This is a genomic window from Alicyclobacillus acidocaldarius subsp. acidocaldarius DSM 446, from assembly GCF_000024285.1.
GTDB lineage: Bacteria > Bacillota > Bacilli > Alicyclobacillales > Alicyclobacillaceae > Alicyclobacillus > Alicyclobacillus acidocaldarius.
In genome coordinates, this window is the sequence record NC_013205.1 from 1258972 (window position 1) to 1283388 (window position 24417).

At 63.2% G+C, this 24417-nt stretch carries 15 protein-coding genes, 4 tRNA genes and 1 riboswitch; of the genes, 16 read left to right on the forward strand and 3 right to left on the reverse strand.

Annotated elements, in window-relative coordinates; genetic code table 11:
* Positions 1-3: 3 nt before the first annotated feature.
* Positions 4-1551 carry an anthranilate synthase component I family protein gene (locus AACI_RS06030; protein WP_012810591.1) on the forward strand — a complete coding sequence of 516 codons (1548 nt, stop codon included), beginning with the start codon at positions 4-6 and terminating at the stop codon, positions 1549-1551.
* A 156-nt stretch (positions 1552-1707) separates the two neighbouring features.
* On the opposite strand, the gene AACI_RS06035 is transcribed toward AACI_RS06030, so the two are convergent.
* A tRNA-Arg gene (locus AACI_RS06035) sits at positions 1708-1783 on the reverse strand.
* A gap of 108 nt (positions 1784-1891) precedes the next feature.
* Complete coding sequence (locus AACI_RS06040; protein WP_012810592.1) at positions 1892-2161, reverse strand: hypothetical protein; 270 nt, start codon at positions 2159-2161, stop codon at positions 1892-1894.
* Positions 2162-2334: 173 nt separating this feature from the next.
* Between AACI_RS06040 and argC the strand changes: the two genes are divergently transcribed.
* The 3 genes from argC to AACI_RS06055 are packed head-to-tail and all read left to right on the forward strand — an operon-like array spanning position 2335 to position 5345.
* On the forward strand, positions 2335-3381 hold the full coding sequence (gene argC, locus AACI_RS06045) for an N-acetyl-gamma-glutamyl-phosphate reductase (protein WP_012810593.1): 1047 nt from the start codon (positions 2335-2337) through the stop codon (positions 3379-3381).
* 6 nt (positions 3382-3387) lie between these two features.
* On the forward strand, positions 3388-4179 hold the full coding sequence (argB, locus tag AACI_RS06050) for an acetylglutamate kinase (protein WP_041707377.1): 792 nt from the start codon (positions 3388-3390) through the stop codon (positions 4177-4179).
* Complete coding sequence (locus AACI_RS06055; protein WP_012810595.1) at positions 4176-5345, forward strand: aspartate aminotransferase family protein; 1170 nt, start codon at positions 4176-4178, stop codon at positions 5343-5345. The genes argB and AACI_RS06055 overlap by 4 nt, the downstream gene beginning before the upstream one ends.
* Positions 5346-5429: 84 nt before the next feature.
* Here the strand turns inward: AACI_RS06055 and AACI_RS06060 are convergent, their stop codons facing one another.
* Positions 5430-5918, reverse strand: coding sequence for an N-acetyltransferase (locus AACI_RS06060; protein ID WP_008341533.1), 489 nt, complete (start codon positions 5916-5918; stop codon positions 5430-5432).
* Positions 5919-6098: 180 nt separating this feature from the next.
* Between AACI_RS06060 and AACI_RS06065 the strand changes: the two genes are divergently transcribed.
* From AACI_RS06065 to AACI_RS06120, 12 genes are all read left to right on the forward strand, one after another.
* Positions 6099-10598, forward strand: coding sequence for a glutamate synthase-related protein (locus AACI_RS06065; RefSeq protein WP_012810596.1), 4500 nt, complete (start codon positions 6099-6101; stop codon positions 10596-10598).
* Between the two features lie 201 nt (positions 10599-10799).
* Positions 10800-11867 carry an ornithine carbamoyltransferase gene (gene argF / locus AACI_RS06070; RefSeq protein WP_012810597.1) on the forward strand — a complete coding sequence of 356 codons (1068 nt, stop codon included), beginning with the start codon at positions 10800-10802 and terminating at the stop codon, positions 11865-11867.
* Positions 11867-13129, forward strand: a complete 1263-nt coding sequence (locus AACI_RS06075; protein ID WP_012810598.1) for an argininosuccinate synthase — start codon at positions 11867-11869, stop codon at positions 13127-13129. Before argF ends, AACI_RS06075 begins: the two co-directional genes overlap by 1 nt.
* Positions 13126-14505, forward strand: a complete 1380-nt coding sequence (gene argH, locus AACI_RS06080) for an argininosuccinate lyase (RefSeq protein ID WP_012810599.1) — start codon at positions 13126-13128, stop codon at positions 14503-14505. The genes AACI_RS06075 and argH overlap by 4 nt, the downstream gene beginning before the upstream one ends.
* 117 nt (positions 14506-14622) lie before the next feature.
* Positions 14623-15858 carry an aspartate kinase gene (locus AACI_RS06085; protein WP_012810600.1) on the forward strand — a complete coding sequence of 412 codons (1236 nt, stop codon included), beginning with the start codon at positions 14623-14625 and terminating at the stop codon, positions 15856-15858.
* A 37-nt stretch (positions 15859-15895) separates the two neighbouring features.
* Positions 15896-15977, forward strand: a riboswitch (ZMP/ZTP riboswitch).
* Between the two features lie 63 nt (positions 15978-16040).
* On the forward strand, positions 16041-17630 hold the full coding sequence (gene serA / locus AACI_RS06090) for a phosphoglycerate dehydrogenase (RefSeq protein ID WP_012810601.1): 1590 nt from the start codon (positions 16041-16043) through the stop codon (positions 17628-17630).
* Positions 17631-17690: 60 nt separating this feature from the next.
* On the forward strand, positions 17691-18767 hold the full coding sequence (gene serC, locus AACI_RS06095) for a 3-phosphoserine/phosphohydroxythreonine transaminase (protein WP_012810602.1): 1077 nt from the start codon (positions 17691-17693) through the stop codon (positions 18765-18767).
* A gap of 15 nt (positions 18768-18782) precedes the next feature.
* Entirely contained in the window at positions 18783-19910 is a 1128-nt protein-coding gene (locus tag AACI_RS06100; RefSeq protein WP_012810603.1) for an HAD family hydrolase, read from the forward strand.
* Positions 19911-20190: 280 nt separating this feature from the next.
* Positions 20191-20282: transfer RNA gene (locus AACI_RS06105), tRNA-Ser, on the forward strand.
* Between the two features lie 10 nt (positions 20283-20292).
* Positions 20293-20369: transfer RNA gene (locus AACI_RS06110), tRNA-Met, on the forward strand.
* Between the two features lie 3 nt (positions 20370-20372).
* A tRNA-Thr gene (locus AACI_RS06115) sits at positions 20373-20447 on the forward strand.
* Between the two features lie 502 nt (positions 20448-20949).
* On the forward strand, positions 20950-24399 hold the full coding sequence (locus AACI_RS06120; RefSeq protein WP_245530735.1) for a helicase-related protein: 3450 nt from the start codon (positions 20950-20952) through the stop codon (positions 24397-24399).
* The last annotated feature ends 18 nt before the right edge of the window (positions 24400-24417 follow it).

The following is a 24417-nucleotide window of genomic DNA, read 5'->3' on the forward strand; positions in this document are numbered from 1 at the left end:
ACGATGAGACAATCAAGGCTTTCCGCTGAGATGGGCGTCGATCCGTATTATCTTTACCTGGCGCTCCGCGATGACCTCGGTCCTGGGCGAGTCTTTTTGCTGGAGGCCGGGCGCGAAGACATTCAGAGCGATTACCAGATGAGCCTCATTGGAATGGCGCCGCTCGTCGAGGTCCAGGTGCGCGATCACGTCGTCAGCGTGTTCGCTCACCCGAAGCTCGCGGCTCATGTGTTTTCGATCGCGCGGTCGGCCGGTGTCGAGGTCTCGCGTGCGCCGTATCCGTGGGAGAGTGTGGTTGGCGGGGACGTGGTCCACGTGCAGGCCCAAGACCCCATGGCGCTCCTCGACAGGATTCGAGCGGCGCTGTGCGAGTTGCTGTGCGGCCCGGACGGAGAGTCGTTCAGCGCGGGTTTCCTCGGCTACGTGGCGTACGACGCCATTCGCTATCTTGAGCGCGTGCCCATGACGGCCGAGGATGATCGCCATCTTCCCGAAATCCGCCTGCTCTGGCATGCGGCCGTCGCGCAGTTGTCGGGGAGCACGGTCACGGTGTTTCGCCAGGACGACGCGCCGGTGTTGCGGGCGGATGCGAAACTCGCTCAGGAGCTTGACGAGATGGAGAGGCGCATCGCCGCGGTCTGCCGCGAGGGACTTGCGATATCGCCCGTTCTGGACGAGATGGCCGAGATGGGCGTGGACGCTCCCGTCATCACCTACGACGTTCCGAAGGACGTGTACTGCCGGAATGTCGAGATCGCCATCGAGTACATTCGGGCGGGCGACATTTTTCAGGTGGTTCCTTCGACCCGCATGCAGGTGCGCGGCGGCTTGCCTCCGCTTGCAGCGTACGATCGTCTGCGGCGGCTGAACCCGTCCCCGTACATGTTTGTGGCGGAGTACCCTGGCATGGTGCTCTACGGCGCGAGCCCCGAGGTGCAGTTCCGCGCGCTCCGAGGGCGGGCGGAGATGAAGCCCATCGCCGGGACGACGCGGGGCCGCGGACAATCTCCAGAAGAGGACGCTCGCCTCGTGGCGGAGCTGAAGCGGGACGTCAAAGAGAACGCGGAGCACGTGATGCTCGTGGATTTGTGTCGGAACGATCTCGGCCGCGTCGCCAAGCCGGGGACCGTGGCGGTGCCTGAGCTGATGGTGGTGGAGCGCTACTCCCACCTGTATCACCTGGTGTCCCGCGTCACCGCGGAACTCCGCGACGACGTGAGCGTGTTCCACGCGCTGTTGACCACCTTTCCGAACGGGACCTTGTCGGGTGCGCCGAAGATTCGAGCCATGGAGATCATCGACGAGCTCGAACCGTATCGGCGTGGGCCGTACGGAGGATTCATCGGCATGGTCGACGCGTGGGCCAATGCCAACACGGCCATCTTCATTCGGAGTGTCGTCGCCATTGGGGATGTGCAGTACGTGCAGGTGGGCGCGGGCGTGGTGTACGACTCGGTGCCGGAGCGTGAGTGGGACGAGTGCCACTTCAAGGCGGGGGCCATCCTGGACGTGCTGACGGGATCGCGCGCAAAGCCCATTCCGGTGAAGTGAAGCCTCGAGCGATTGTGCACCATCGAACGATGGCGCGGGCGTAAGGTGGGCGATGGATCCGTCGCCCGCGCGCCCGCTGCGTCTTCGAACGTTTCAACTCACGCGAAAAGGGCTGCCCCAAGGTGCCTTTGCACCTTTGAGACAGCCCTTCTCCTTTGGCGCGTCCGGAGGGATTCGAACCCCCGACCTATGGCTCCGGAGGCCAGCGCTCTATCCACTGAGCTACGGACGCAAGCGACGATATGTATCATAGCAGGGCGATGGGGAGAATGCAAGCCGTCCAGCGACAATCGCTGGACGGCGCGGTGGCGCTTCCATGGGGCTTGCCTTGGCACTCGGTTCAAAGGCTGCTCGATTCGTCAGCATCGTAGTGCTCATGGTATTCCTCGTGCATGACAGGGCCTTGTGCCATGGGGTGATGAGGGGCGTAGCCGTACATGGGCCCCGTTTCGATGACCTCGTCATACTCGGTGTACGCCACGGTCGCGACCGGCGCGGGTGCGGGCGCTGTGTGGTACACGCCGACGCCCGCCGGCACGAGGAGAAAGAACAGCACGAAAATCACCAGGAACACCACAGCCCATCGGGTGTATCCGCCAAATGCACCCATGCGAACATCCCTCCTTGCGAAGTTACTGCATGAAATGATGGGACATCGGCCCGGCGATACGGGCATTCGCACAGAGCCCGCGATCTGGGCGCGATTAGCAAAGAACGGAAGTTGCCCTCCGAATCCTCCATTCGCTATACTGAATATCAATACAGAATGGAGGATGTTTATACATGTCGAACGTGCGGGTCGGGATCGTGGGTCCCACCGGATATGCGGGCATGGAACTGGTGCGCCTCGTCGCGGGACACCCGCGGATGACCCTGGTGTACTTGGCAGGATCGGGCGCTCGCACGGGTCCGCTCGATGCGCATCTGCCTCATCTGCATGTGCTGGCAGACGCCCTGCCGCCCGTCGAGCCCCTGGATGTGCACAAGGCCGCGGACTTGTGCGATCTCGTCTTCGTCGCGCTGCCCTCCGGGGAGTCGGGCCGGGTGGCGTGGGAGATTGCGCAGGCTGGGTTGGATCGAGGCGTCAAGGTCATCGACCTGTCCGGCGATCTCCGGCTTCCGCCGGAGGCGTACGAGGCGTGGTACGGAAGGCCGCCTTTGCCGCGAGAGGCCATCGCGCAAGCTTGCTACGGCTTGCCTGAGCGCCATCGCGAGTCGATTCGCGAGGCGTCGCTCGTGGCGAACCCCGGGTGCTACGCGACGGCCTGCGCCCTCGCGGTCTTGCCTCTGGGGAATCTCCTCGCCGACGTAAAGGGGCCCATCGTGTTCGACGCCAAGTCCGGCGTCACCGGCGCGGGGCGTGCGCCGAAGGAGCATCTTCACCTCGGCGAACTCGCGAACGACGTGTATCCCTATCGGGTGGGCCAGCATCAGCACACGCCCGAGATCGAACAAGCGCTCGGCGGCGCGGTGCGCGTGCTCCTCACGACGCAGCTCTTGCCGATCCCAAGGGGGATTTTGGTGTGCGCCTATATTCCCATCCCGCCGGACGAGGCGCCGATGGTGTATGATCGGTACGCGTCGTTTTGTGAGCGCGAGCCGTTTGTGCGGTTGCTGCCGGACGGCCAGCTGCCGCACATCAAGGCCGTGAACGGGACCAACGAGTGCCACCTGGCCGTGCGCTGGGATGAGCGATCGCGGCTGCTTCAGGTGTTCACGGCCATCGACAACCTCGGAAAGGGCGCGGCGGGGCAGGCCGTCCAAAATGCGAACCTGATGTTTGGCTGGCCTGAGCGAGAAGGTCTGAATCTCGTCCCGCTGTGGATGTGAGGTGAGATGGGCGTGATCGTCATCAAGCTCGGAGGGTCGCTCGAAGGGGGCGCCGAGATGGCGCTCGCAGGCGCCGTGCAGGAGGTCAGGCGGCGAGGATGGCCGGTGGTATTGGTGCACGGGGGCGGGCCGCGCATTTCCAAGCGGCTTCGGGATGCGGGCATCGAGTTGCCGTTTGTGAATGGGCTCCGGCAGACCACCTCGGAAGCCATGCCGCACGTGGTGGCCGCGCTCGCCGAATGCAACCGCGACATCGCGGAAGCCTTGGCCCGGCACGGCGTGCCCGTGGCCGCATTTGCCGATGGTGAGGTCGTCGTGGCGAAGGACGTGGGACGCCATCGCACGGGGGACGTGGCCGCTATCCGCGTCGATCCGGTGCGGGCGGCGGTGGCATCGGGGCGGGTGCCGGTGATTGCGCCGTTCGGCCGCGACGCCGCTGGGCAGCCCTACAACATCAACGCGGACCATGTCGCGAGTCACATCGCGCGCGCACTCGGCGCGACACGGCTGGTGTTTCTGACGGACGTGCCGGGCATCTACCGCGACTTTGAAGCGGGCGATCTGCTGCTCGACACGACCGCACGTGAACTGGAGCACCTCCTCCAGGCGGGCGCGTTCAGCACGGGCATGATTCCCAAGGTGAACGCCGTGCTGCACGCCGTCCAACACGGGGTGCGCGAAGTCTGGGTGGTGGACGGCCGGGACCAAGAGGCTGTGCGAATGGCCGCGCTAGGAATGAGCGAGAGGCGAGCCGCTGGAACGAGGCTTGCCGCGCATACAGAAGGAGTGACGGCATGAAGACGGCGCTGGGGCAGTTGGCGGACCAGGTCCTGTTTCAGAACTATGGCAAGCGAGATATCGCCCTTGTCCGAGGCGAGGGCGCGTACGTGTACGACGACGAGGGCAGGCGGTACCTCGATTTCACGGCGGGTATCGCCGTGTGCAACCTCGGCCACGCGCATCCGGGCGTGACCGAGGTGATTGAGCGGCAGGCGAGGACGCTCGTGCACGTCTCCAACCTGTTTCTCATCGAGGGTCAGGTGGAACTGGCGGAAAAGTTGACCCGTTTGGCGGATCGCGGCACGGGGCCGTATCGGGCCATGTTCGTGAACACGGGCACGGAGGCCAACGAAGGAGCCCTAAAGCTCGCCCGGCGATATCAGTACGTCAGCGGGCATCCCGAGAAGACCCGCGTGGTGGCGCTGCCCAACAGTTTTCACGGTCGAACGATGGGCTCCTTGTCGGTGACGTCCAACCCCAAGTACCGCGAGGGCGTGACGCCGCTTGTACCCGGCTTTGAGGTGGCGGACACCTATGAAGGCGCCATCGACATGCTGGACGATAAGACCGCGGCATGCATCGTCGAGGTCGTGCAGGGCGAAGCAGGCGTGCGGCCTGTGGACAAGGGCCTTCTCCAGAGCTTGGCCGCGCGCGCCAAGGAATTGGGCGCGCTGCTCATTGTGGACGAGGTCCAGACCGGCGTGGGGCGAACGGGGCGCTTCTTCGGATTCGAGCACTTCGATTTGTCGCCGGATATCATCACCATGGCGAAGGGCCTTGGCAACGGAATTCCCACGGGAGCCATTCTGGCCAAACAGCATGTGGCGGACGCATTCACGCCCGGCATGCACGGATCGACCTTCGGCGGCAACCCGTTCGCGATGGCGGTCGCGAACTATGTGGTGGACGTGGTGCGCGATCCGGCCTTCCTCGATCGCGTCCGGCGGGTGGGTGAAGCGCTTCGCCGCGTGCTCGAAGCAAACTTCGACGGCGTGACTGGCCTTGGGCTCATGTGGGGGTTTGACGTGGACGACGCGTCGACGTGGCGCAAGCGCGCCGCGGAGCGCGGGCTTCTCGTGACCGCGTGCGGGCCCAAACGCATCCGGGTCGTTCCGCCGCTCATCATCGACGAACAGCATGTCGAAGAATTTGAGACCATCGTCAAAAAAATCGGCCGCGCCTGACGAGGGGCGCGGCCTCCGCGGTTTGGTCTTTCGCAATTGCGCTGAATTTGATATAGTATTCTTGCGTTGGCGCCGCACGGCGCTTCAGGCTTCCTTGGCCTGTTTCAACGGTTGGAAATGGCGCGTGTAGTACACCATCGCGACTTCATCGCAGTGATAGAACTTGTTACAGTAGATGCAATCCTTCCACACTTTATGCGGCAGCGTTTCCTTCCGCACGACGTGAAAGTTCAGTTTCTCAAAAAATCGGGTCTGATACGTCAGAGAGAGCACCTGCGCGATGCCGAGGTCTTCCGCCTCTTTTAACAGCGCTTTGACAATCTGACTGCCCACGCCTTTCCCGTGCGCTTCAGGTGAAACAGCGAGCGAACGGATTTCAGCGAGATCCGTCCACAGGACGTGCAATCCCCCAACGCCGATGACGCGCCCATCTTCCACCGCGACCGTGAAGCACTGCAGATGTTCACAGAGCGATTTGATGGTGCGCGGCAGCATCAGTCCCATATCGGCAAAGTGTTGAATGAGTCGTTGCATATCTTCGACGTCCGCTGAGGTCGCCTTCCGGATGTCCAACGCGGCTCCTCCTCTCCCGTTGCACTCATGTTATAACACGGGATGGCATGATTATTCAAGAAGTCGTATAATGTTTCATAGCCGTTTCGGATCGCCCGTGGCTCGTTTGGCTGTGCATCAAGACTTGACGCGCAGAGAGACAGAGTGTCAAAATATTGTGCTAAAAAAGGAGTGGCACAGGTGGAACTGGAGAAGTTGACGACCGACCTGCAGCGCGAATACGATGCCTGCGGAATTTTTTCGCAGATTGAGAAAACAGGACAACCCTCGTACGACACGGTTCGAAACGGATTGGACGCCCTGCGCGCCATGCGCCATCGGGCGGGATACGTAAACAACGAAGGAGACGGGTGCGGTCTTCTGTTGGACATTCCACGAGCGCTGTGGGCTTCGCGGCTCGAGAGCCTCGGGCAATCGGCGCGGCTCGTTCACGAACCTGGCTTTTGGGTGGGTCATTTCCTGCTGGAGAAGGAGGTGTCCCAGGAGCCCATCCTGCGCGTATTGGCTCATCATGGCATGGAGCCGCTCGCGGTTGTCGAGGATCACGTGGATGAGTCGGTGCTCGGCCCGCTCGGCAAGAAGGTCAAGCCTCATTTTATTCAGATGGCGGGTTGCCTGCCTCAGCGGGACGACGCGCGTGTGTTTGCGGCGTTTGCCGAGATCGACGAGTTGCCGGGCGTCCACGTCGCCTCCTTGTCGCATGACCAGGTCGTGTACAAGGTCGTGGGGAACGACGAGACGCTGTACCGTTTTTACAAGGATCTGCAAAATCCGCTCTGCCGATCTGCATTCGTGATTGCGCACACGCGGTATTCGACCAACACGACGACGTCCTTCCCGCGCGTGCAGCCGTTCTCTTGTCTTGGGCACAACGGCGAGATCAACACGATTGCGCGGTTTTACACGGAATCGAAGATGATTGGTGTGCCGGTGCGGCCGGAGTTCAGCGATTCGCAGATGGTCGACCGGACGCTGTGCGCACTCGTGGCGACGCGCGGCTGGTCGCTGTTCGAGGCCGCGGAGTTGTTGTTCCCGCCTATTATTCACGAGATCAAGTCCATGTCAGAAGAATTGTCGGACTTGTACATGTATTACCGGTCGCTCTGGGGGCCGTTCGCGCAGGGGCCCGCGGGCGTCATGATGCGCTACGGGAATGCGGCGGTGTTCAGCGTCGACGCGCTCGGCCTGCGGCCCATGTGGCAGCTCGAATCGGAGACGGCGTATTACTTCTCCTCGGAGCAGGGCATCGTCCCGCTCGACATCTGGACGGCTGAGCCCAAGCCGCTTGCGCCAGGGGAGAAGGTCGGCGTGCGGTGGAGCGAGACGGGTGTCAAGATCTACACGTACGACGAGCTGCAGCTCGAGGTCTTGGAACTCGCGAAGCAGCGATTCAACTTTCGCGGCGAGCACCGCAATCTTCATTTTGCCGTGCCTTACGGCGTGAGTCAGGACGTCGCGCATGCCAAGCGGGACGCGAAGCCGCTCGACATTCGCATGCTGGCGTTCGGCTTCCGCGACGATGATCTCAAACTCATGGATCAGGAGATCCAGAGCGGGGCGGAGCCCATCAAGTCGCTCGGTTTCGACAGCCCCATCGGTGCGCTGTCGGAAGAATCGACCCTGCTCTCCGATTTCTTGCACGAAACCGTCGCCGTGGTGACGAACCCGGCCATCGACCGCGAGCGCGAGATCGAGCACTTCAGCACGCGTTGCGTCCTCGGGCGCCGGCCGTCGTTCGATGGGCTGTATCAGGAAGCGCCGCGGGTGGAGGTTCAGGCGCCCATCCTGCTCGAGGGACTGCCTGAGTCGTACGGCGTGGAGTACGACGAGATTCAAAACCTGGCGCACCGGTTTGGCACGGTCTGCTACGAAGACGCGCTGGCCATGCTGCGCACGAGCCCGAATGGAACGGCGGAGATCTTGATCCACCGCCGCGACGGCGAAAGTGTGCCGGAGGCGCTGGAGCGCTTCTCGCTCGAGGCGCTGGAAGCGGTGCAGGCGGGCGCCAACGTCATCGTGTTGGATGATCGCCTGCAGTTCCGCCGCGGGCCGCACATCGACCCATACTTGGTGGTGTCGGCGGTTCACCGCGCGCTCTTGCGCCCGGCGGCCAAAGAGAAGGGCGAGCATTTGCGCCGGCGCACGAGCCTGATCTTGCGCAGCGGCGGCATCCGCAACCTGCACGACATCATGGTGTCCCTCGGGCTTGGCGCGGACGCGGTCGTGCCGTATCACATGTGGGAATACGCCGCGAACAAGGGCGGATTGCACGCCATCGAAAACTTGTACAAGGCGCTGACGAAAGGCATGGAGAAGGTCATCTCGACCCTCGGCATCCACGAGGTCCGCGGGTACGAGCGCCTGTTCAGCGCCATCGGCTTGGCGGACGAAGTGGCCGAGCACCTCGCCATCCCGAACTTCTGTGGCTCGCAAAAGGCTGGGTTGACGTTCGCGCGGATGGAGGAGATGTCCGAGCTTCGGCGCACCTGGTACGAAGCGCAGGACCGGAAGAGCATCCGGCCCAACCGGTTGTTCCAATTGTATCCGCGCATCTGGAAGACGGCGGGTTCCGTGGCGGACGGCGAGCTGCCGTACGAGGAGTTTGTCGCCAAGCTGCAGCAGTTTGAGGCGGACAATCCCATCTCCATTCGCCACCTGCTCGGGTTCCGGGAGGACCTCGAACCGGCCGAGGGCGAGATCGACACGACCATCGACGGCCATGCGTATCCGATGGTCATCAGCTCGATGTCGTTCGGGTCGCAGAACGAGACCGCGTACCGCGCGTACGCAGAGGCGGCGTACCGCATGAATATCGTCTGCCTGAACGGCGAGGGCGGCGAGATCAAGGACCTGCTCGAGAAGTATCCGCGCAACCGAGGCAGGCAGATTGCGTCGGGCCGATTCGGCGTCAACGCGGACCTTTGCAACAACGCGTACGTGCTCGAGATCAAGATTGGCCAGGGCGCGAAGCCGGGCGAAGGTGGACACCTGCCTGGCTCCAAGGTGACCGCGCAGGTGGCGGCGGCCCGCAACGCGACGCAGGGCGTCGACCTGATTTCGCCGTCCAACAACCACGACATCTACTCCATTGAGGACTTGGCGCAGGTCATCTACGAGCTCAAGGAGATCAACCCGCTTGCCAAAGTGGCGGTCAAGGTGCCCGTTGTGCCGAACATCGGGACCATCGCCGTCGGCATTGCGAAGGCGGGGGCGGACGTCATCACGCTGTCCGGCTTCGACGGGGGCACGGGCGCGGCCCGGGCGCACGCCATTCGCCACGTCGGCCTGCCGATGGAAATCGGCGTCAAGCTGGCCCACGAGGCGCTCTGCGAAGCGGGGCTCCGCGAGTACGTGGAGCTCTGGGCGGATGGCGGCATGAAGTCGGGTCACGATGTGATGAAGGCCATCCTGCTCGGCGCCAACCGGGTGGGCTTCGGCACCATGGCGATGGTCGCCATCGGCTGCACGGCGTGCCGCGCCTGCCACAAGGACACGTGCCACGTCGGCATTGCGACGCAGATGCACGATCTCGCCGAGGCACAGGCGAAGGGGCTGAAGCAGTTCGAGCCCCAGGATTTCGACCGCGCGGTCGCTCAACTGGTGCGCTTTTTCTCCGAGGTGGGCAAGCATGTCGAGGCGCTCACGCGCAAGCTCGGGGCGAAGCGCACGCAGGACCTCGTCGGTCGAAGCGATCTGCTGGTCAACCTGCGCGAGGACGCACGGCTTGACACGTCGTGGTTGCTTCGGGTTCGCGAGGAGTACGTGGGTCAGGGCTGTCACATCCGTTACCGCACGTTTGAAGAGGCGTACGGCGACGTGATCCAGGACGTGGCAGCGGTCGGAGCGGCGACGGGCACGGACGGCGTCGTGACGGCGGTCGGATCCAGGGTCAAGTCGATTCGCGCCGTTCCCCGTGCGCTCGGCACGAGGCTGTCCGGGGAGAGCATCCGCCAGAAGCGGCGCGGTGAAGTGGGCCCCATCGTCCACGACGGCGTGGCGGGCGCCGGCTTCGCGGCTTACCACACCGAGGGCATGGTGTCGGTGGCGCTCGGCGGCGCGCAGGATGGCGTGGGCAAGGCCGCGTTCGGCGGCAAGATTGTCGTCCTGAAGGGCAAGTGTGCGGACGGCGTCTGGCGCGGCGGATCGGTCGGCAAGGGCCTGGCGTATGGCGCGGCCAAGGGGCTCTTCATCATCCAGGGCAACGCTGACGCGCGAGCCTGCATCCGGTTGTCCGGCGCGGACGTCGTCATCGGCGGCGAGATCGAGGCCCCGGTGCGCGGGGACCTTTCGCACATCGCCAACCGCGCCAACATCAAGGGGTTCGCGTTCGAGTACATGACGGGCGGACGCGCGGTGGTGTTGGGCGATCCCGGCCCGTGGATCTGCTCCGGCATGACCGGCGGCCGCGTGTATCTGCGGCACGATCCGGAGATGGGGCTGGACGAAAAGGCGCTTCGGCGGCGCATTGCGAAGGGCGCCAAGGTCGCGCTCCGCGTGATCGACGCGCAGGGCCGGAACGACATCGTCGAGCTTCTGGGCGCATACCAGCTCGAACTGCGCCGTTACGGCCAGCACGAAGAGGCGCGCCGATTGCAGAAGCTCATCGACAACCCGTCGCTCCACTTCCTGATGGTCGAGCCCGCGCACGAGATCACGGATCAGGACATCGCGACGGAATAAGAGTTTCATGGATGGGCGGCCGTCCCTCTGGGGCGGCCGTTCGACTGCTCAGAGGCGCGTCCCGAGGCGTGCCACAGCCGGAGTTGATAGATATACAGATTCGTGTATAATGATGCAAGGACGATCAATTGACGCTTCCTTGACGGTACACGGATGCACAGAAATACATCGCTCGCAGAAGAGCGGAGAGGAGTTTCGGCTGTGGCAGTGTGGGATATGAAGAACGCCCTTGGACGCGGATCGTCGACCGTCGTGCCGCTGGGCTCGAACTATCTGTCGGTCCGGCTGCAGAACGCCCTCTGGTCCTGCCATCGGGTCATGGCGGGCAAGGACCTGCTTCATTTCAGCGATCTGTCCGGTGACGATTTGCGCAATCTCGTGCATCTCGCCGAGTTGCTGAAAGAAGCGCAAAAGTCGCGGTTCACGCACACGCTTCTCGCCGGCAAAACGCTCGGCATGATCTTCGATAAATCGTCGACGCGAACCCGGATCTCGTTTGAGGTCGGCATGTTGCAGCTCGGAGGCCACGCCCTGTTCCTGCCGGGCAACATGCTGCAGACTGGGCGCGGCGAGCCGATTTCCGACACGGCGCGGGTCATGTCGCGCTACCTGGACGGCGTGATGATCCGGACGTTCCGCCAGCAGGACGTCGAGGAGTTCGCGAAGTACGCGGATATCCCGGTCATCAACGGGTTGACCGACGAATTCCACCCGTGCCAGCTGCTCGCGGACGCGCTGACCATCCTCGAGCACAAGGGGCGGCTCGAGGGGATCACCGTCGCCTTCATCGGAGACGGCAACAACCTCGCCCACTCGTGGCTGCAGCTCGCGCCGAAGCTCGGCATGAACATCCGCGTGGCGACGCCGCCCGGCTATCAGCCCATGCAGTGGGTCGTCGAAGAGGCAAAGCTGCACGCCGTTCAGCAGGGAACGGAAGTGCTCGTCACGACGGATCCGGAGCGGGCCATCGAGGGCGCGGACGTGGTGTACACCGACACCTGGGTGTCGATGGGCGACGAAGAAGAGGCCGAAGAGCGCCTGAAGCACTTCGAGGGCTATCAGGTGAACGAGAAGCTGTGCGCCCTCGCGAAACCGGACTATGTGTTCATGCACTGCCTGCCCGCGCACCGCGGGGAGGAAGTGTCGCCGGACGTGATCGACGGGCCGCACTCCATCATCTTTGATCAGGCGGAAAATCGGCTGCACGCGCAGAAGGCGGTGCTCGCCGCCACCATGGCGGACGCAAGCGCGTTTGGGGAGGACTTGTGATGGCAGAAAAGCTCGTGCTCGCCTACTCGGGCGGATTGGATACCTCGGTCTCGATCCCGTGGATTCGGGATCACTACGGCTATGACGTGATCGCGATGTGCGTCGACGTGGGCGAAGGCAAGGATCTCGACGCCACGCAGGCGAAGGCGATTCAGGTGGGCGCGGTCAAATCCTACAAGATCGACGCGAAGGCGCAGTTTGCGGAGTCGTTCATTTTGCCGGCGCTGAAGGCGAACGCCCTGTACGAGGGCAAGTACCCGCTCGCCTCGGCCTTGTCGCGCCCGCTCATTTCGAAGCTGCTCGTGGAGGTGGCCGAACGCGAGGGTGCGGTGGCGGTTGCGCACGGCTGCACGGGCAAGGGGAACGATCAGGTCCGGTTCGAGGTGTCCATCCACGCGCTGAATCCGAACCTGAAGGTGATTGCGCCGGTGCGCGAGTGGGGATTCACGCGGGACGAGGAAATCCGCTATGCGAAGGAGCACGGCGTCCCCATCCCGGTCGATCTCGACAATCCCTTCAGCATCGACGCGAACCTCTGGGGCCGCGCGATTGAGTGCGGCGTGTTGGAAGATCCTTGGCAGGAGGCGCCGGAAGGCGCGTTTTTGTGGACGGTCTCGCCGGAAGAGGCGCCTGACGAGCCCGAGGAAATCGTGATCTCGTTCGAGCAGGGCAAGCCGGTGGCCTTAAACGGCGAGTCGCTTCCGCTCGTCGACCTCATTCACCGGGTGAACGAGATCGCCGGGCGGCACGGCGTCGGCCGGATCGACCACGTCGAAAACCGGCTCGTCGGCATCAAGTCGCGCGAGGTGTACGAGTCGCCCGCTGGCAAGGTGCTCATCATGGCGCATCAGGAGCTGGAGCACCTCACGCTGACTCGCGAAGTGCTGCAGTACAAGATGGGCCTCGAGCTCGAGTACGCGAAGCTCATCTACAACGGGCTCTGGTACTCGCCGCTCAAAGCGGCCTTCGACGCGTTCATCGACGAGACCCAAAGATACGTGACGGGCGATGTGCGCGTGAAGTTGTACAAGGGCCACGCGCAGGCGACGGGCCGCAAGTCGCCCTACTCGCTCTACCGGCACGATCTCGCCACGTACGAGACGGGTGACAAGTTCGATCACGGCGCCGCGGTCGGGTTCATCCGCCTGTACGGGCTGCCGACGACCGTTTACGCCACGTTGCATGCGGGCGAGGAGAAGCCGACGAACCTCGGCGATGACGCCTACTCTGTGCTCGGGGACGAGGTGGAGGCCAAGGCATGAAGCTTTGGGGCGGACGCTTCAGCGAAGACACGAATCAGCTTGTGCTCGAGTACACGGCGTCCATCTCGTTCGACAAGCGCCTGTTTCCCTACGATATCCGCGGTTCCATCGCGCACGCGAGGATGCTCGGCCAGACCGGCATCCTCGCGCCGCATGAGGCGCGCGCGATCATCGACGGACTCGAATCCCTCCTCGCGGACTACGAGGCAGGCAAGCTCGAGTTTCGCCTCGAGGACGAGGACGTGCACATGAATGTCGAACGGCTGCTCACGGAGCGCATCGGCGACGTCGCGAAGAAGCTTCACACGGCGCGGAGCCGAAACGATCAGGTGGCGCTCGACATGCACCTGTGGGCGCGAGACGCGGTGGACGAGCTCCTGGCGGGGGTCAAGCGCCTGGAGCGCGCGCTCGTCTCGGTGGCGGAGCGCCATTTGGACGTGATTGTCCCTGGATTCACGCACCTGCAGCGCGCCCAGCCCGTGCTCTTTGCCCATCACCTGCTGGCGTACGTGTGGATGTTGCTCAGGGACGAGCGGCGACTGCTGGCGCTGAAGGACGAGATCGACAGGATGCCCCTTGGCGCAGCGGCGCTCGCGGGCACGACGTTTCCCATCGACCGAGAGATGGTCGCGGAAGAGCTGGGCTTCACGCGGCTCTACGAAAATTCGATGGACGCGGTCTCGGACCGGGATTATCTGCTCGGCCTGCTCTTCAACTGCGCGACCGTCATGACGCACCTGTCGCGCCTTGCCGAGGAGATGGTGCTCTGGTCGAGCGAGGAGTTTGGCTGGATTGAGCTTTCGGACGCCTATGCGACGGGATCGAGCATCATGCCGCAGAAGAAAAACCCGGACGTGCCGGAGTTGGTGCGCGGGAAGACGGGCCGCGTGTATGGGCACCTGATGGGCCTCTTGACGGTGCTGAAGGGCTTGCCGCTCGCGTACAACAAGGATCTGCAGGAAGACAAGGAGGGCGCCTTCGACGCGGTCGACACGGTGGTGCCGGCGCTTGAACTCATGGCGGGGACGGTCGAGACCATGAAGGTGCGCCGAGAACGGCTTCAGCACGCGTTTGCGCGCGATTTTTCCAATGCGACCGATCTCGCCGACTACCTGGTGCGCAAGGGGCTTCCGTTTCGGGAGGCCCACGAGGTGGTCGGCAGGCTCGTGGCGGACGCGCTCGCGAAGGGAACCAACCTGGCGGGCCTGTCCCTCGAAGAGATGCGGGCGAGATCGCCTTTGATTGACGAGGACGCGTACGAGGCGCTCGACATCGCGCGCGTCGTGGAGGCGCGCCAGTCGCGCGGCGGTACGGCGCCGTCCGCGGTGCGTCTCCAGCTCGCGCTCGCCAAGGAGGCCGTCGAAGGGCAGGGCTGAAAGGCGCTTCCGCCTTTTGGCGCTCGCGGCGCCCTCCATGCCCCGGCTTCCGCCCTGGCTCAGAGATCAGGTAAGATAGACGAAATGGCGCCATTATGGAGATAAGGAGTGGAGAAGGTGCTCGTCGTACAGAAATATGGCGGCACGTCCGTGGGATCGACGGAGCGGATCCGGGCCGTGGCGGACCGCATCGCCCGGACCCGGGCCGAGGGGCACGACGTGGTGGTGGTGGTCTCCGCCATGGGCCACACCACGGACGAGTTGGTCGATCTCGCCGGAGCCATTGTGGACAGGCCGGATCCTCGGGAGATGGATCAGCTCCTCGCGACGGGAGAGCAGGTGTCGGCGGCGCTTTTGGCCATGCGGCTCATCTCGCTCGGCGTGCCCGCGAAGTCGCTGACGGGTTGGCAGGCCGGGATCGCCACCGAGCCGGTGCACGGCAATGCCCGCGTGGCGAGGATCGACACGTCATCGCTGAGGGCGCTTCTCGCGCAAGGCATCGTGCCGGTGGTGACGGGATTTCAAGGCATTGCGGATGGCGAGGTGACGACCCTCGGGCGCGGCGGATCGGACACCTCGGCCGTGGCCATCGCTGCAGCGCTCGGCGCCGATCTCTGCGAGATCTACACCGACGTCGAAGGCGTGTACACCACGGATCCGCGCGTCGTGAAGACCGCGCAAAAGCTCGCGGCCATCTCGTACGACGAGATGCTCGAGCTCGCCAACCTCGGCGCCCAGGTGCTGCACCCGCGTGCGGTGGAAAACGCCAAGCACTTCGGCGTGAAGCTCGTCGTGAGGTCCAGTTTTACGGAAAGGGATGGGACGGAAGTCGTGGCGGAGAATCAGCTGGAAGGCCGCCGGGTGGTCACCGGCATCGCGTTCGAGCGCCAGGTGGCGCGCGTCGCCGTCGTCGGCGTGCCGGTCGAGGAACACGCGCTCGCGGCCATCTTTTCGGCGCTGGCCGATCGCGGCGTGAACGTGGACGTGATCGTGCAGAGCGTGGTGGACGACCAGGCGGTGGACGTGTCGTTCACGGTGCACGAGAGCGATCTCGACAAGGCGGAGCAGGTCGTGGCGGAGTTGAAGCCCAAGATTGGCTTCAAGCGGATGGAGAAGGAGTCGCCGCTCGCGAAGGTGTCCATCGTGGGCGCGGGCATGATCTCGAACCCTGGCGTCGCGGCGCAGATGTTTGTGGCGCTTCGCGATGCCAAGGTGCCGATTCACATGGTGACCACCTCAGAGATCAAGGTGTCGTGCGTCATTCCCGCGGACTTGGTCGAGGTGGCGGTGCAGGCGCTGCACCGGGCGTTTATCGAGGCGGAAGCCGTGACGCCCTTGACCCATGCGCGATAGTTTTTTATAGTCAGAACTGTGAGCCAAGATGATAGAGAAGCTGTCGCATGACTGGCGGATGACGTGGGTGACCACGGGGGAGTGCGACAGTGGGAGAGCCGGCCGCCTGGGCACTTGAACGCGCGTCTCGCGCGGAGTGACTAGGGGCCGTTCATTGTACTTATGGAGTGGTGAGAGAGAACATGGCGACCAAGATTTTGGTGACGGACGACATCTCCCAGGCGGGCATCGACATCCTCTCCGGCCTTCAGGGCGCGGAGGTCGTGGTCAGGACGAATCTCGCGCCGGACGAGCTGAAGGAGGCCATTGCCGACGCGGACGCCCTTGTGGTGCGCTCGCAGACGCGCGTGACGAGGGACGTGATCGAGAGCGCGAAAAAGCTCAAGGTCATCGGCCGCGCGGGCGTCGGCGTCGACAACATCGATCTTGAGGCGGCCACGCGCCGCGGCATCCTGGTCATCAACGCCCCAGATGGCAACACCATTGCGGCGGCGGAGCACACCTTCGCGATGATGATCAGCCTTGCGCGGCACATCCCCGCGGCTCATCGGGATCTCCTCCAGGGCAACTGGAATCGCAAGAAGTGGATTGGCGTCGAGCTTCGCGGCAAGACGCTGGCGGTCCTCGGCATGGGCCGCATCGGCACGGAGGTCGCGAAGCGGGCGAAGGCGTTCGGCATGACTGTCCTCGGGTATGATCCGTTCCTGACGGAGGAGCGCGCGCAGAGCCTCGGCGTCAAGCGGTGCGATCTCGACACCGCCATCCGCGAGGCCGACTTCATCACCGTGCACACGCCGCTGACGAAAGAGACGCATCACATGATTGATGCCGGCCGGATCGCCCAGATGAAGGAGGGCGTGCGGATCATCAACTGCGCGCGCGGCGGCATCATCGACGAGGTGGCGCTCGCGGAGGCGCTCGAGGCGGGGCGCGTGGCGGGCGCCGCCATCGACGTGTTTGAGCAGGAGCCGCTGCCGATGGATCACCCGCTCAGGCGCTGCCCGAACGTCGTGTTGACGCCGCACCTCGGCGCGTCGACGGTGGAGGCGCAGGAGAACGTGGCGATTCAAGTGGCGGAGGAAATCGTGCAGGTGCTTCGCGACGACACCTTCGAGCACGCGGTCAACCTGCCGAGCCTGAGCCAGCGCCAGAAGGAGCGGCTCGCGCCTTATCTCGCCCTTGCGGAGCAACTGGGGCTGTTTGCGGCGCAGCTCGCGCAGGGCGCGCCCTCGAGCATGACCGTGCGCTACGCCGGTGACGCGGCCGATCCAGACGGCGGCTACCTCACCCGCACGGTGCTGAAGGGCTTCTTCAGCTTCCAGTACAACGGCGAGGTCAACTACGTCAACGCGCTGCGGTACGCGGAAGACGCGGGCCTGCGTGTGCAGGAGGTGCGCGAGTCGCGCGGCCGGGTGTACACGAACGAGGTGGAGATCTCGGTCGCGACGGACAACGGCACGCACCGCGTGACGGGCACGGTCCTCGGGGAGTACGGGCCGCGCATCGTCGAGCTCGACGGGTACCCCATTGACACGCCCATTCAAGGCATCCTCATCTACACGCGGCACGAGGACCGTCCCGGCATGATCGGCCGCATCGGCACGCTACTTGGCGATCGCGACATCAACATTGCCGGCATGCAGGTGGGCCGGCGGGAGACGGGCGGAGAAGCGGTGATGCTCCTGTCCGTCGACAAGCGCGTGCCGCAGGACGTGATCGACGAAATCGCGAAGCATCCGGGCATTCGACTGGTCAGGGCCATCGAGCTGTGACAGGCGGGCGCAGGCGCACATCCGCGCCCTTGAGAGAGATCTGCTGAAGGAGTGGAGACCGTGAGGCGGGTGGACAACTTCAATCCGGGCCCGGCGGCGCTGCCGCTCGAGGTGTTGGAGCAGGTGCGCGAGGAGCTCATCGACTTCCGGGGCGCGGGCATGAGCGTCATGGAGATGAGCCACCGCAGCAAGGAGTACGAGGCCATTCACAACGAGGCGCAGGCGCGGCTTCGGCGGCTGCTCGGCATTCCCGACGATTACCGCGTGCTCTTTCTGCAGGGCGGCGCGAGCCTGCAGTTCGCCATGATCCCGATGAACTTTCTGCGCGCGGGCGATCGCGCCCTGTACGTGCTGACCGGCGCGTGGTCCGAGAAGGCGCGGGATGAGGCGGTGCGATTCGGCGAGATTGCCGTGAACGACTGGGCCACAAAGGGCGGCTATCGGGACATCCCTGAGGCGATTCCGGAGGACGATGGCTCGTTCCGCTATGTGCACATCACGTCGAACAACACCATCTACGGCACGCAGTGGCCCGCGCTGCCGAAGACCGCCTCGCCGCTCGTGGCGGACATGTCGAGCGACATCCTGTCGCGCCCGATTGAGGTGTCGGATTTTGCGCTCATCTACGCGGGCGCGCAGAAGAATCTTGGGCCGTCGGGGGTCACCGTCGTGATCGCGAAAGACGCGTTTTTGGCGGAGGCCAACTCGGATCTGCCCGCGATGCTGCGCTACAGCACGCACGTGAAGTCGAACTCGCTCTACAACACGCCGCCCACGTTTGCCATCTACGTGATGGAGCGGGTGCTCGCGTGGGTGGAGGAGATGGGCGGGCTCGCGGCCGTGGCGGAGCGCAACCGGAGGAAGGCGGCGCTCGTGTACGAGGCCATCGATGGCCATCCGCACCTGTACCTCGGCCACGCCGAGAAGCGGGCGAGATCGCAGATGAACGTGACGTTCCGCCTCGCGAGTGAGGAGCTGGAGCGCGCGTTCTTGAGCGAGGCCGCGGAGAAGGGGTTTGTGGGCCTGAAGGGCCATCGGAGCGTCGGCGGCTGCCGCGTGTCGCTGTACAACGCGGTGCCGGTCGAGGCCGCGGAGCGGCTTGCGCACTTCATGGACGACTTTGCCCGCCGGCATTGAAGCGAGGAGGATGGGATGTTCAGGACGATTTTGTTCGATGTGGACGGCGTCATGCTGAGCGAGGAGCGTTATTTTGACGCGTCGGCGCTCACCGTGCACGAACTCTTGACGAGCCAACGATTTCTCGGCCTGTCCTCCGTTTCGCCGGCCTTCTCCCCGGCGCCTGCCGAGGACGCCATCCGCGCCATCCGCCGCGACGTGTTTCGCTACGATGCGGTGCTCGAGGGCTTGAAGAACATCGGCGTGAATGCCAACTGGGACATGGTGTACTTCGTGTTCGTCGCGGAGTGGGTCGCGGCGCTCGAGCGCGCGCGGGAGGCGTCCGAGGAGGCCGTCGATCGCGCCCGGTCCGTTCTCCGGGAGGGCTTTTCGGAGGCCTCGCTTCGTGCCATCGGGGGGCTGCTGCGGGAGGCGCTGCCCGGGTACGTGATCGCCTGGAAGGGATACGACGCGCTGTACGAAGGGGCTTCGTCGCGGTCGGATTTGATGGAGCGGGCGCGGGAGGCGCTCGCTCGGTACGCGCCTGAGGCTGACGCGCACGCGCTTTGGCAGGTCGGGCAGGAGACGTTTCAGGAGTGGTATCTCGGGGACGCGTACACCGGCAAGGAGACGGGTAAGGCGGGCTTTCTCACGAGCGAGTACCCGATTGTCGATCCGGCCGCGTTTGCCGCACTGCTCGCGGATCTCAAGGCGGCGGGCGTGACGTTGGGTATTGCGACCGGCCGGCCGGAGATTGAGACGCGCGTGCCGCTTGAGCACTTCGGCTGGCTGTCGTATTTCGATCCGGCCCGCGTCACGAATGCCTCAGACGTGGTGGCGGCGGAGGAGCGCGTGCCGCACGCCCGGCCGCTGTCGAAGCCGCACCCGTTCTCGTACCTGCGTTCGCTGATGGGCGAAGCGGACGTCGAGAAACTCCTTACGGTGGAGCTTCCCATCCCGGGCATCCGCGGCGAGGTGCTCGTGGTAGGCGATTCCATCGCCGACAAGCTCGCGGCGGACAGGCTCGGCGCGTCGTTTGCCGCCGTCCTGACGGGCCTCGAGGGTCAGGCGGCGAGGCCGAAGTTCGAGCGGCTTGGGGCTGATTACATCCTGAACCACGTGCTGGAGCTGCGGCGGGTGTTGAGCCTTGCGTCCGTGGAGTGACCGCGGGGGTTCGGGAGGGTCGGGCGCCGCGAGGCGCCGCCCGTGCCTCGTCGGCCTCGTCGGGGCAGCTCGCTTGCGAGGTGCCGAGGACGTCCCGGGCTTGTGGCGCTGGCGGGGCGCTTCGGCGCGAGCGCGCCGCGTGAGAACGGGCTCGGTGGGCGCGATGAGCGGCGCGAGCAGGCGCGGATTTCGATCTCCATCCCAAATGAGAATTTTTGTGCTTGCAGAGTTGGCGGAATGCTGCTATGATAACAATCGTCGCTTGGCTCCAGCGAAATGCGGAGAGATGTCCGAGTGGTCGAAGGAGCACGATTGGAAATCGTGTAGGCGGTCAACGCCGCCTCGTGGGTTCGAATCCCACTCTCTCCGCCATGCAATCCGTGGCGGCGTAGCTCAGTTGGTCAGAGCACACGGTTCATACCCGTGCTGTCGGGGGTTCGAATCCCTCCGCCGCTACCACGCGCCACCTTGGCTCAGGGGTAGAGCAGCTCACTCGTAATGAGCAGGTCGTCGGTTCGAATCCGACAGGTGGCTCCATATTTCATCGCGCAATGGCGCAAAGATGAGCGAGGCTCCGCAGTGGTCGGAGCCTCGCTTGGCGTTTTGGGGTGGCAAATGGCGCTGGCCGTCTCATACCAGATTGCACGACGAGTGTCGTGTCCTCGGTGTTGAACAGTTCTTTTTCGAATGTGCTGTGAGACACTACTTTTCCTGTATGAACTTGTGGTAAAATTCCTTCGAAGCGAAACTTCATTGCGACCATAGCTCGTGCTAAGTCCCAAGCGGCTCAAGAGGAGACAGTGTGCTCGAAGTGACGCTCATGGAAGGCCACGGGTTAGCTCAAGACGAAACTCCTCTGACGTTTTCGGTCGGTTGATACGTATGGCATCGGAGATACCGCGCCTTGCATCGGTGACATCCACATTCTCATTACTCCTACATCACACCAATTGGTCGCAGACGGGTGGGGTAAGGGTTGCTTCGACTGGAAGACATCAAAAAGGACGCCGTAGTGGAAGGACTTGTCCCCCATGAAGCGGTGAGGATTCTCAGTGCGGAGCCAATTGGTCCGGATGCTGTGCACGTGATGTTTCGAACGGCAAGCGGGACGCTGCAGGAACAAACCCTGTTCCGTAGTCATGAACCGTCCCTTCGTTTGGCAGAGGCGGGGTTACCGTGGTCGTTCGAAGCCGATGGAGAGGACTTCAAGTTGGCGGCTGAGGCGTACCGGATTCATGTCGCCCATCTGTTCGATCCGATGATGGCGGTGCACACGTCGAATGTTCAGCCGCTCCCGCACCAGATTACGGCGGTCTACGAGTCGATGCTTCCCCGCCAGCCATTGCGTTTTGTGCTGGCTGACGATCCTGGCGCTGGAAAGACCATCATGGCCGGGTTGTACATACGAGAACTGATGATCCGGGCAGATGCGGTACGGATTCTCATCGTCGCGCCCGGCAGTCTTGTCGAACAGTGGCAGGATGAGTTGTACGAGAAATTTGATCTCGAATTTGAGTTGTTTTCCCGCGAGATGGAGCAGTTGAGCCGCACGGGAAACCCGTTTGAGGAACGGGATCGCTTGATCGCAAGGCTCGACCAGCTGAGCCGAAACGATTCCCTCCTCGAGAAGTTGGGGCGTACGCGCTGGGATCTGGTTGTCGTCGATGAGGCGCATAAAATGTCCGCCAGTTGGTACGGGAATAAAGTGAACGAGACCAAACGGTTCAAGCTCGGGAAGCTTCTCGGGAGCATCACGCGTCATTTCTTGCTCATGACGGCGACACCTCACAATGGGCGGGAGGAGGACTTTCAACTCTTCCTGTCCTTGCTGGACTCGGATCGATTTTATGGTAAATTCCGCGATGGCGCGCATCAGGTTGACGTCTCGGACCTGATGCGGCGCATGGTGAAAGAAGAGCTTGTGAAGTTCGATGGAACGCCATTGTTCCCTGAAAGGCGCGCGGAGACCATTTACTACGAACTGTCAGATCTCGAGGCGGCATTGTACCAGCAAGTGACGGAGTACGTGCGCGAGGAGATGAATCGAGCGGACAGGCTGGAGGCTGGGAGAAAAGGCACGGTGGGTTTTGCATTGACCACCTTGCAAAGACGGCTGGCATCCAGCCCAGAGGCCATTTACCAGTCGCTCAAGCGCCGACGCGAGCGCCTGCAGCGGCAGCTCGATGAAGCGAAGATCGAGCAGCAGGGCCGACTCGCGTGGATTCAGTTGCAAGATGTGCCAGATGACATTTATGAATCCGATGAGGAACTGCCGGGTGGGGAATACGAAGAGTTGGAGGACGAGATCGCGTCCCAGGCAACGGCGGCCCAGACCATCGCCGAGCTGGAGCAAGAGATCCGCACGTTGGAACGGCTGGAAGCGCTCGCCCATCAGCTTGTCCTGTCGAACCAGGACTCGAAGTGGACACAACTGTCGACGCTGCTGCACGACGAACCGGAGATGCGGGATAAGTCAGGCAACCGTCGCAAGCTCATCATCTTCACGGAGCATCGTGACACGCTGAACTATCTGCAGCGCAAGATGGAAGGCTTTCTGGGGCGCCCCGATGCGATTGTTGCGATCCACGGTGGGACCAAGCGGGACGAACGCCGAAAGATCCAGGAGAAGTTCTGGCACGATCCCGATACGCTCATTCTCTTGGCGACCGACGCCGCCGGAGAAGGCGTTAATCTTCAGAATGCGAACCTGCTCATCAACTACGACCTGCCGTGGAACCCAAATCGTCTGGAACAACGGTTCGGGCGCATCCACCGCATCGGCCAGACGGAAGTCTGCTACATGTGGAATCTGGTGGCGGCGAAAACACGTGAGGGAGAGGTTTTTCAACGCCTGTTTGAAAAACTGAAGGTGGAACGAGAGGCGTTGAAAGGTCGGGTCTTTGACATTCTCGGCCAGGTGTTTGAGGAAAAACCGCTCAAGGAGCTGCTCATCGAAGCCATCCGACGGGGCGATGATCCCGAAGTGCGCGCACGGCTTGAGCGTGAGGTCGATGGCGCGCTGGATCGCGAGCATCTCAAAGCCATCCTGGAGCGCAACGCGCTCTGCGAAGAAGTGATGAGTCCGGAGCGCCTGTATCACGTGAAAGAGGAGATGGAGAAGGCAGAGGCGAGACGACTCCATCCCTATTTCATCCGCGCGTTCTTTCGTGAAGCGTTTGCGCGACTTGGCGGTGAATTGAAAGAGCGGGAACGGGAGCGTTACGAGATCACCCACGTCCCTGCCGTCATCCGGGAAAGGGATCGCCAGATCAGCGGGCGGGATCGGGGAAATCGAAAGCCCGTCTTAAAACGCTACGAGCGCGTTTGCTTCGAACGCGAGTTGGTGCGAGTTCCCCACAAACCTGTGGCGGCACTTCTTCACACCGGCCACCCGTTGATGCAGGCTGTGACCGATTTGACGCTGGAACGCGGACGAACTGCGCTCAGGCAAGGTGCGATTCTCGTTGACGACCACGACGACAGTGACCGTCCCTACATGTTGTTTTTGATTGAACACGCGGTTCGGGAGCAGCCTTTGGGAGGCCAGACGCGCGATGTTTCTCGTCGCGTCCAGTTTGTTGCCGTGAATGACAATGGGGAAGTCTCGCTGAAAGGCTATGCACCACACCTGGATTTACGCGGGGCCACGGACGAGGAACGCCATCTGGTACGAGAAATCCTGCGTCAGCCTTGGCTGTCGGGCGATCTCGACGCCTTGGCGCAAAAGCACGCCATTGCGCTCATTGGAGGCCCGCATTATCAGGAAATCCAAGAACGTAGGAACCGTGAAGTTACCCGCGTGAGGGACGAGGTTCATAAGCGGTTGTGGAGTGAGATCGAGTATTGGGTAGACCGGCATGAGAAGTTGAAGGATGACATTGCCGCCGGGAAGCAGCCGCGCATGCAACTGGAGAACGTAAGGCGCATCATTGAGGACTTGACGGCACGATTGGAACAGCGTAAGAGGGAACTGGAAGCGATGCGCCATTTGATTTCTGCGACGCCTGTCGTCGTCGGCGGTGCACTGGTCATTCCGGCGGGATACTTGGCAAGGCTGCGCGGTGAGGCTCCTTCTGTGGACGCCGTAAGCCGAGCGCGCATCGAACGTGTCGCGATGGAAGCTGTTCTGGAAGCGGAACGGAGGATGGGCCACGAAGTCATCGACGTTTCGGCCGCGAAATGTGGTTGGGACATCACTGCGAGAATCCGGAAGCCTGACGGGACCATTGCTGCAGAGCGGCATATCGAGGTGAAAGGCCGCGCCAAGGGGCAGGACACGATTACCGTCACCCGCAACGAGATGATGTACGCGCTCAATCAGGGGGACAAGTTTCTGCTTGCTATCGTGATCGTGGATGGTGACCGAGTCGATGGCCCCTATTACATCCGCAATCCGTTTCGTGAGCGTCCAGACTGGGCGGAGGTCAGCAAAACGTTTGACTTGAGGCTCCTCCTGGAGCGTGCGGTACCTGTGGAGCAGTCCTTGTAACAGATATAGAGAGGTGTG

Excerpts from the sequence above, each read along its gene's own strand:
- AACI_RS06030 (WP_012810591.1), top strand. The coding sequence starts at position 4 with ATGAGACAATCAAGGCTTTCCGCTGAGATGGGCGTCGATCCGTATTAT.
- AACI_RS06040 (WP_012810592.1), bottom strand. The coding sequence starts at position 2,161 with ATGGGTGCATTTGGCGGATACACCCGATGGGCTGTGGTGTTCCTGGTG.
- argC (WP_012810593.1), top strand. The coding sequence starts at position 2,335 with ATGTCGAACGTGCGGGTCGGGATCGTGGGTCCCACCGGATATGCGGGC.
- argB (WP_041707377.1), top strand. The coding sequence starts at position 3,388 with ATGGGCGTGATCGTCATCAAGCTCGGAGGGTCGCTCGAAGGGGGCGCC.
- AACI_RS06055 (WP_012810595.1), top strand. The coding sequence starts at position 4,176 with ATGAAGACGGCGCTGGGGCAGTTGGCGGACCAGGTCCTGTTTCAGAAC.
- AACI_RS06075 (WP_012810598.1), top strand. The coding sequence starts at position 11,867 with ATGGCAGAAAAGCTCGTGCTCGCCTACTCGGGCGGATTGGATACCTCG.
- argH (WP_012810599.1), top strand. The coding sequence starts at position 13,126 with ATGAAGCTTTGGGGCGGACGCTTCAGCGAAGACACGAATCAGCTTGTG.
- serA (WP_012810601.1), top strand. The coding sequence starts at position 16,041 with ATGGCGACCAAGATTTTGGTGACGGACGACATCTCCCAGGCGGGCATC.
- AACI_RS06100 (WP_012810603.1), top strand. The coding sequence starts at position 18,783 with ATGTTCAGGACGATTTTGTTCGATGTGGACGGCGTCATGCTGAGCGAG.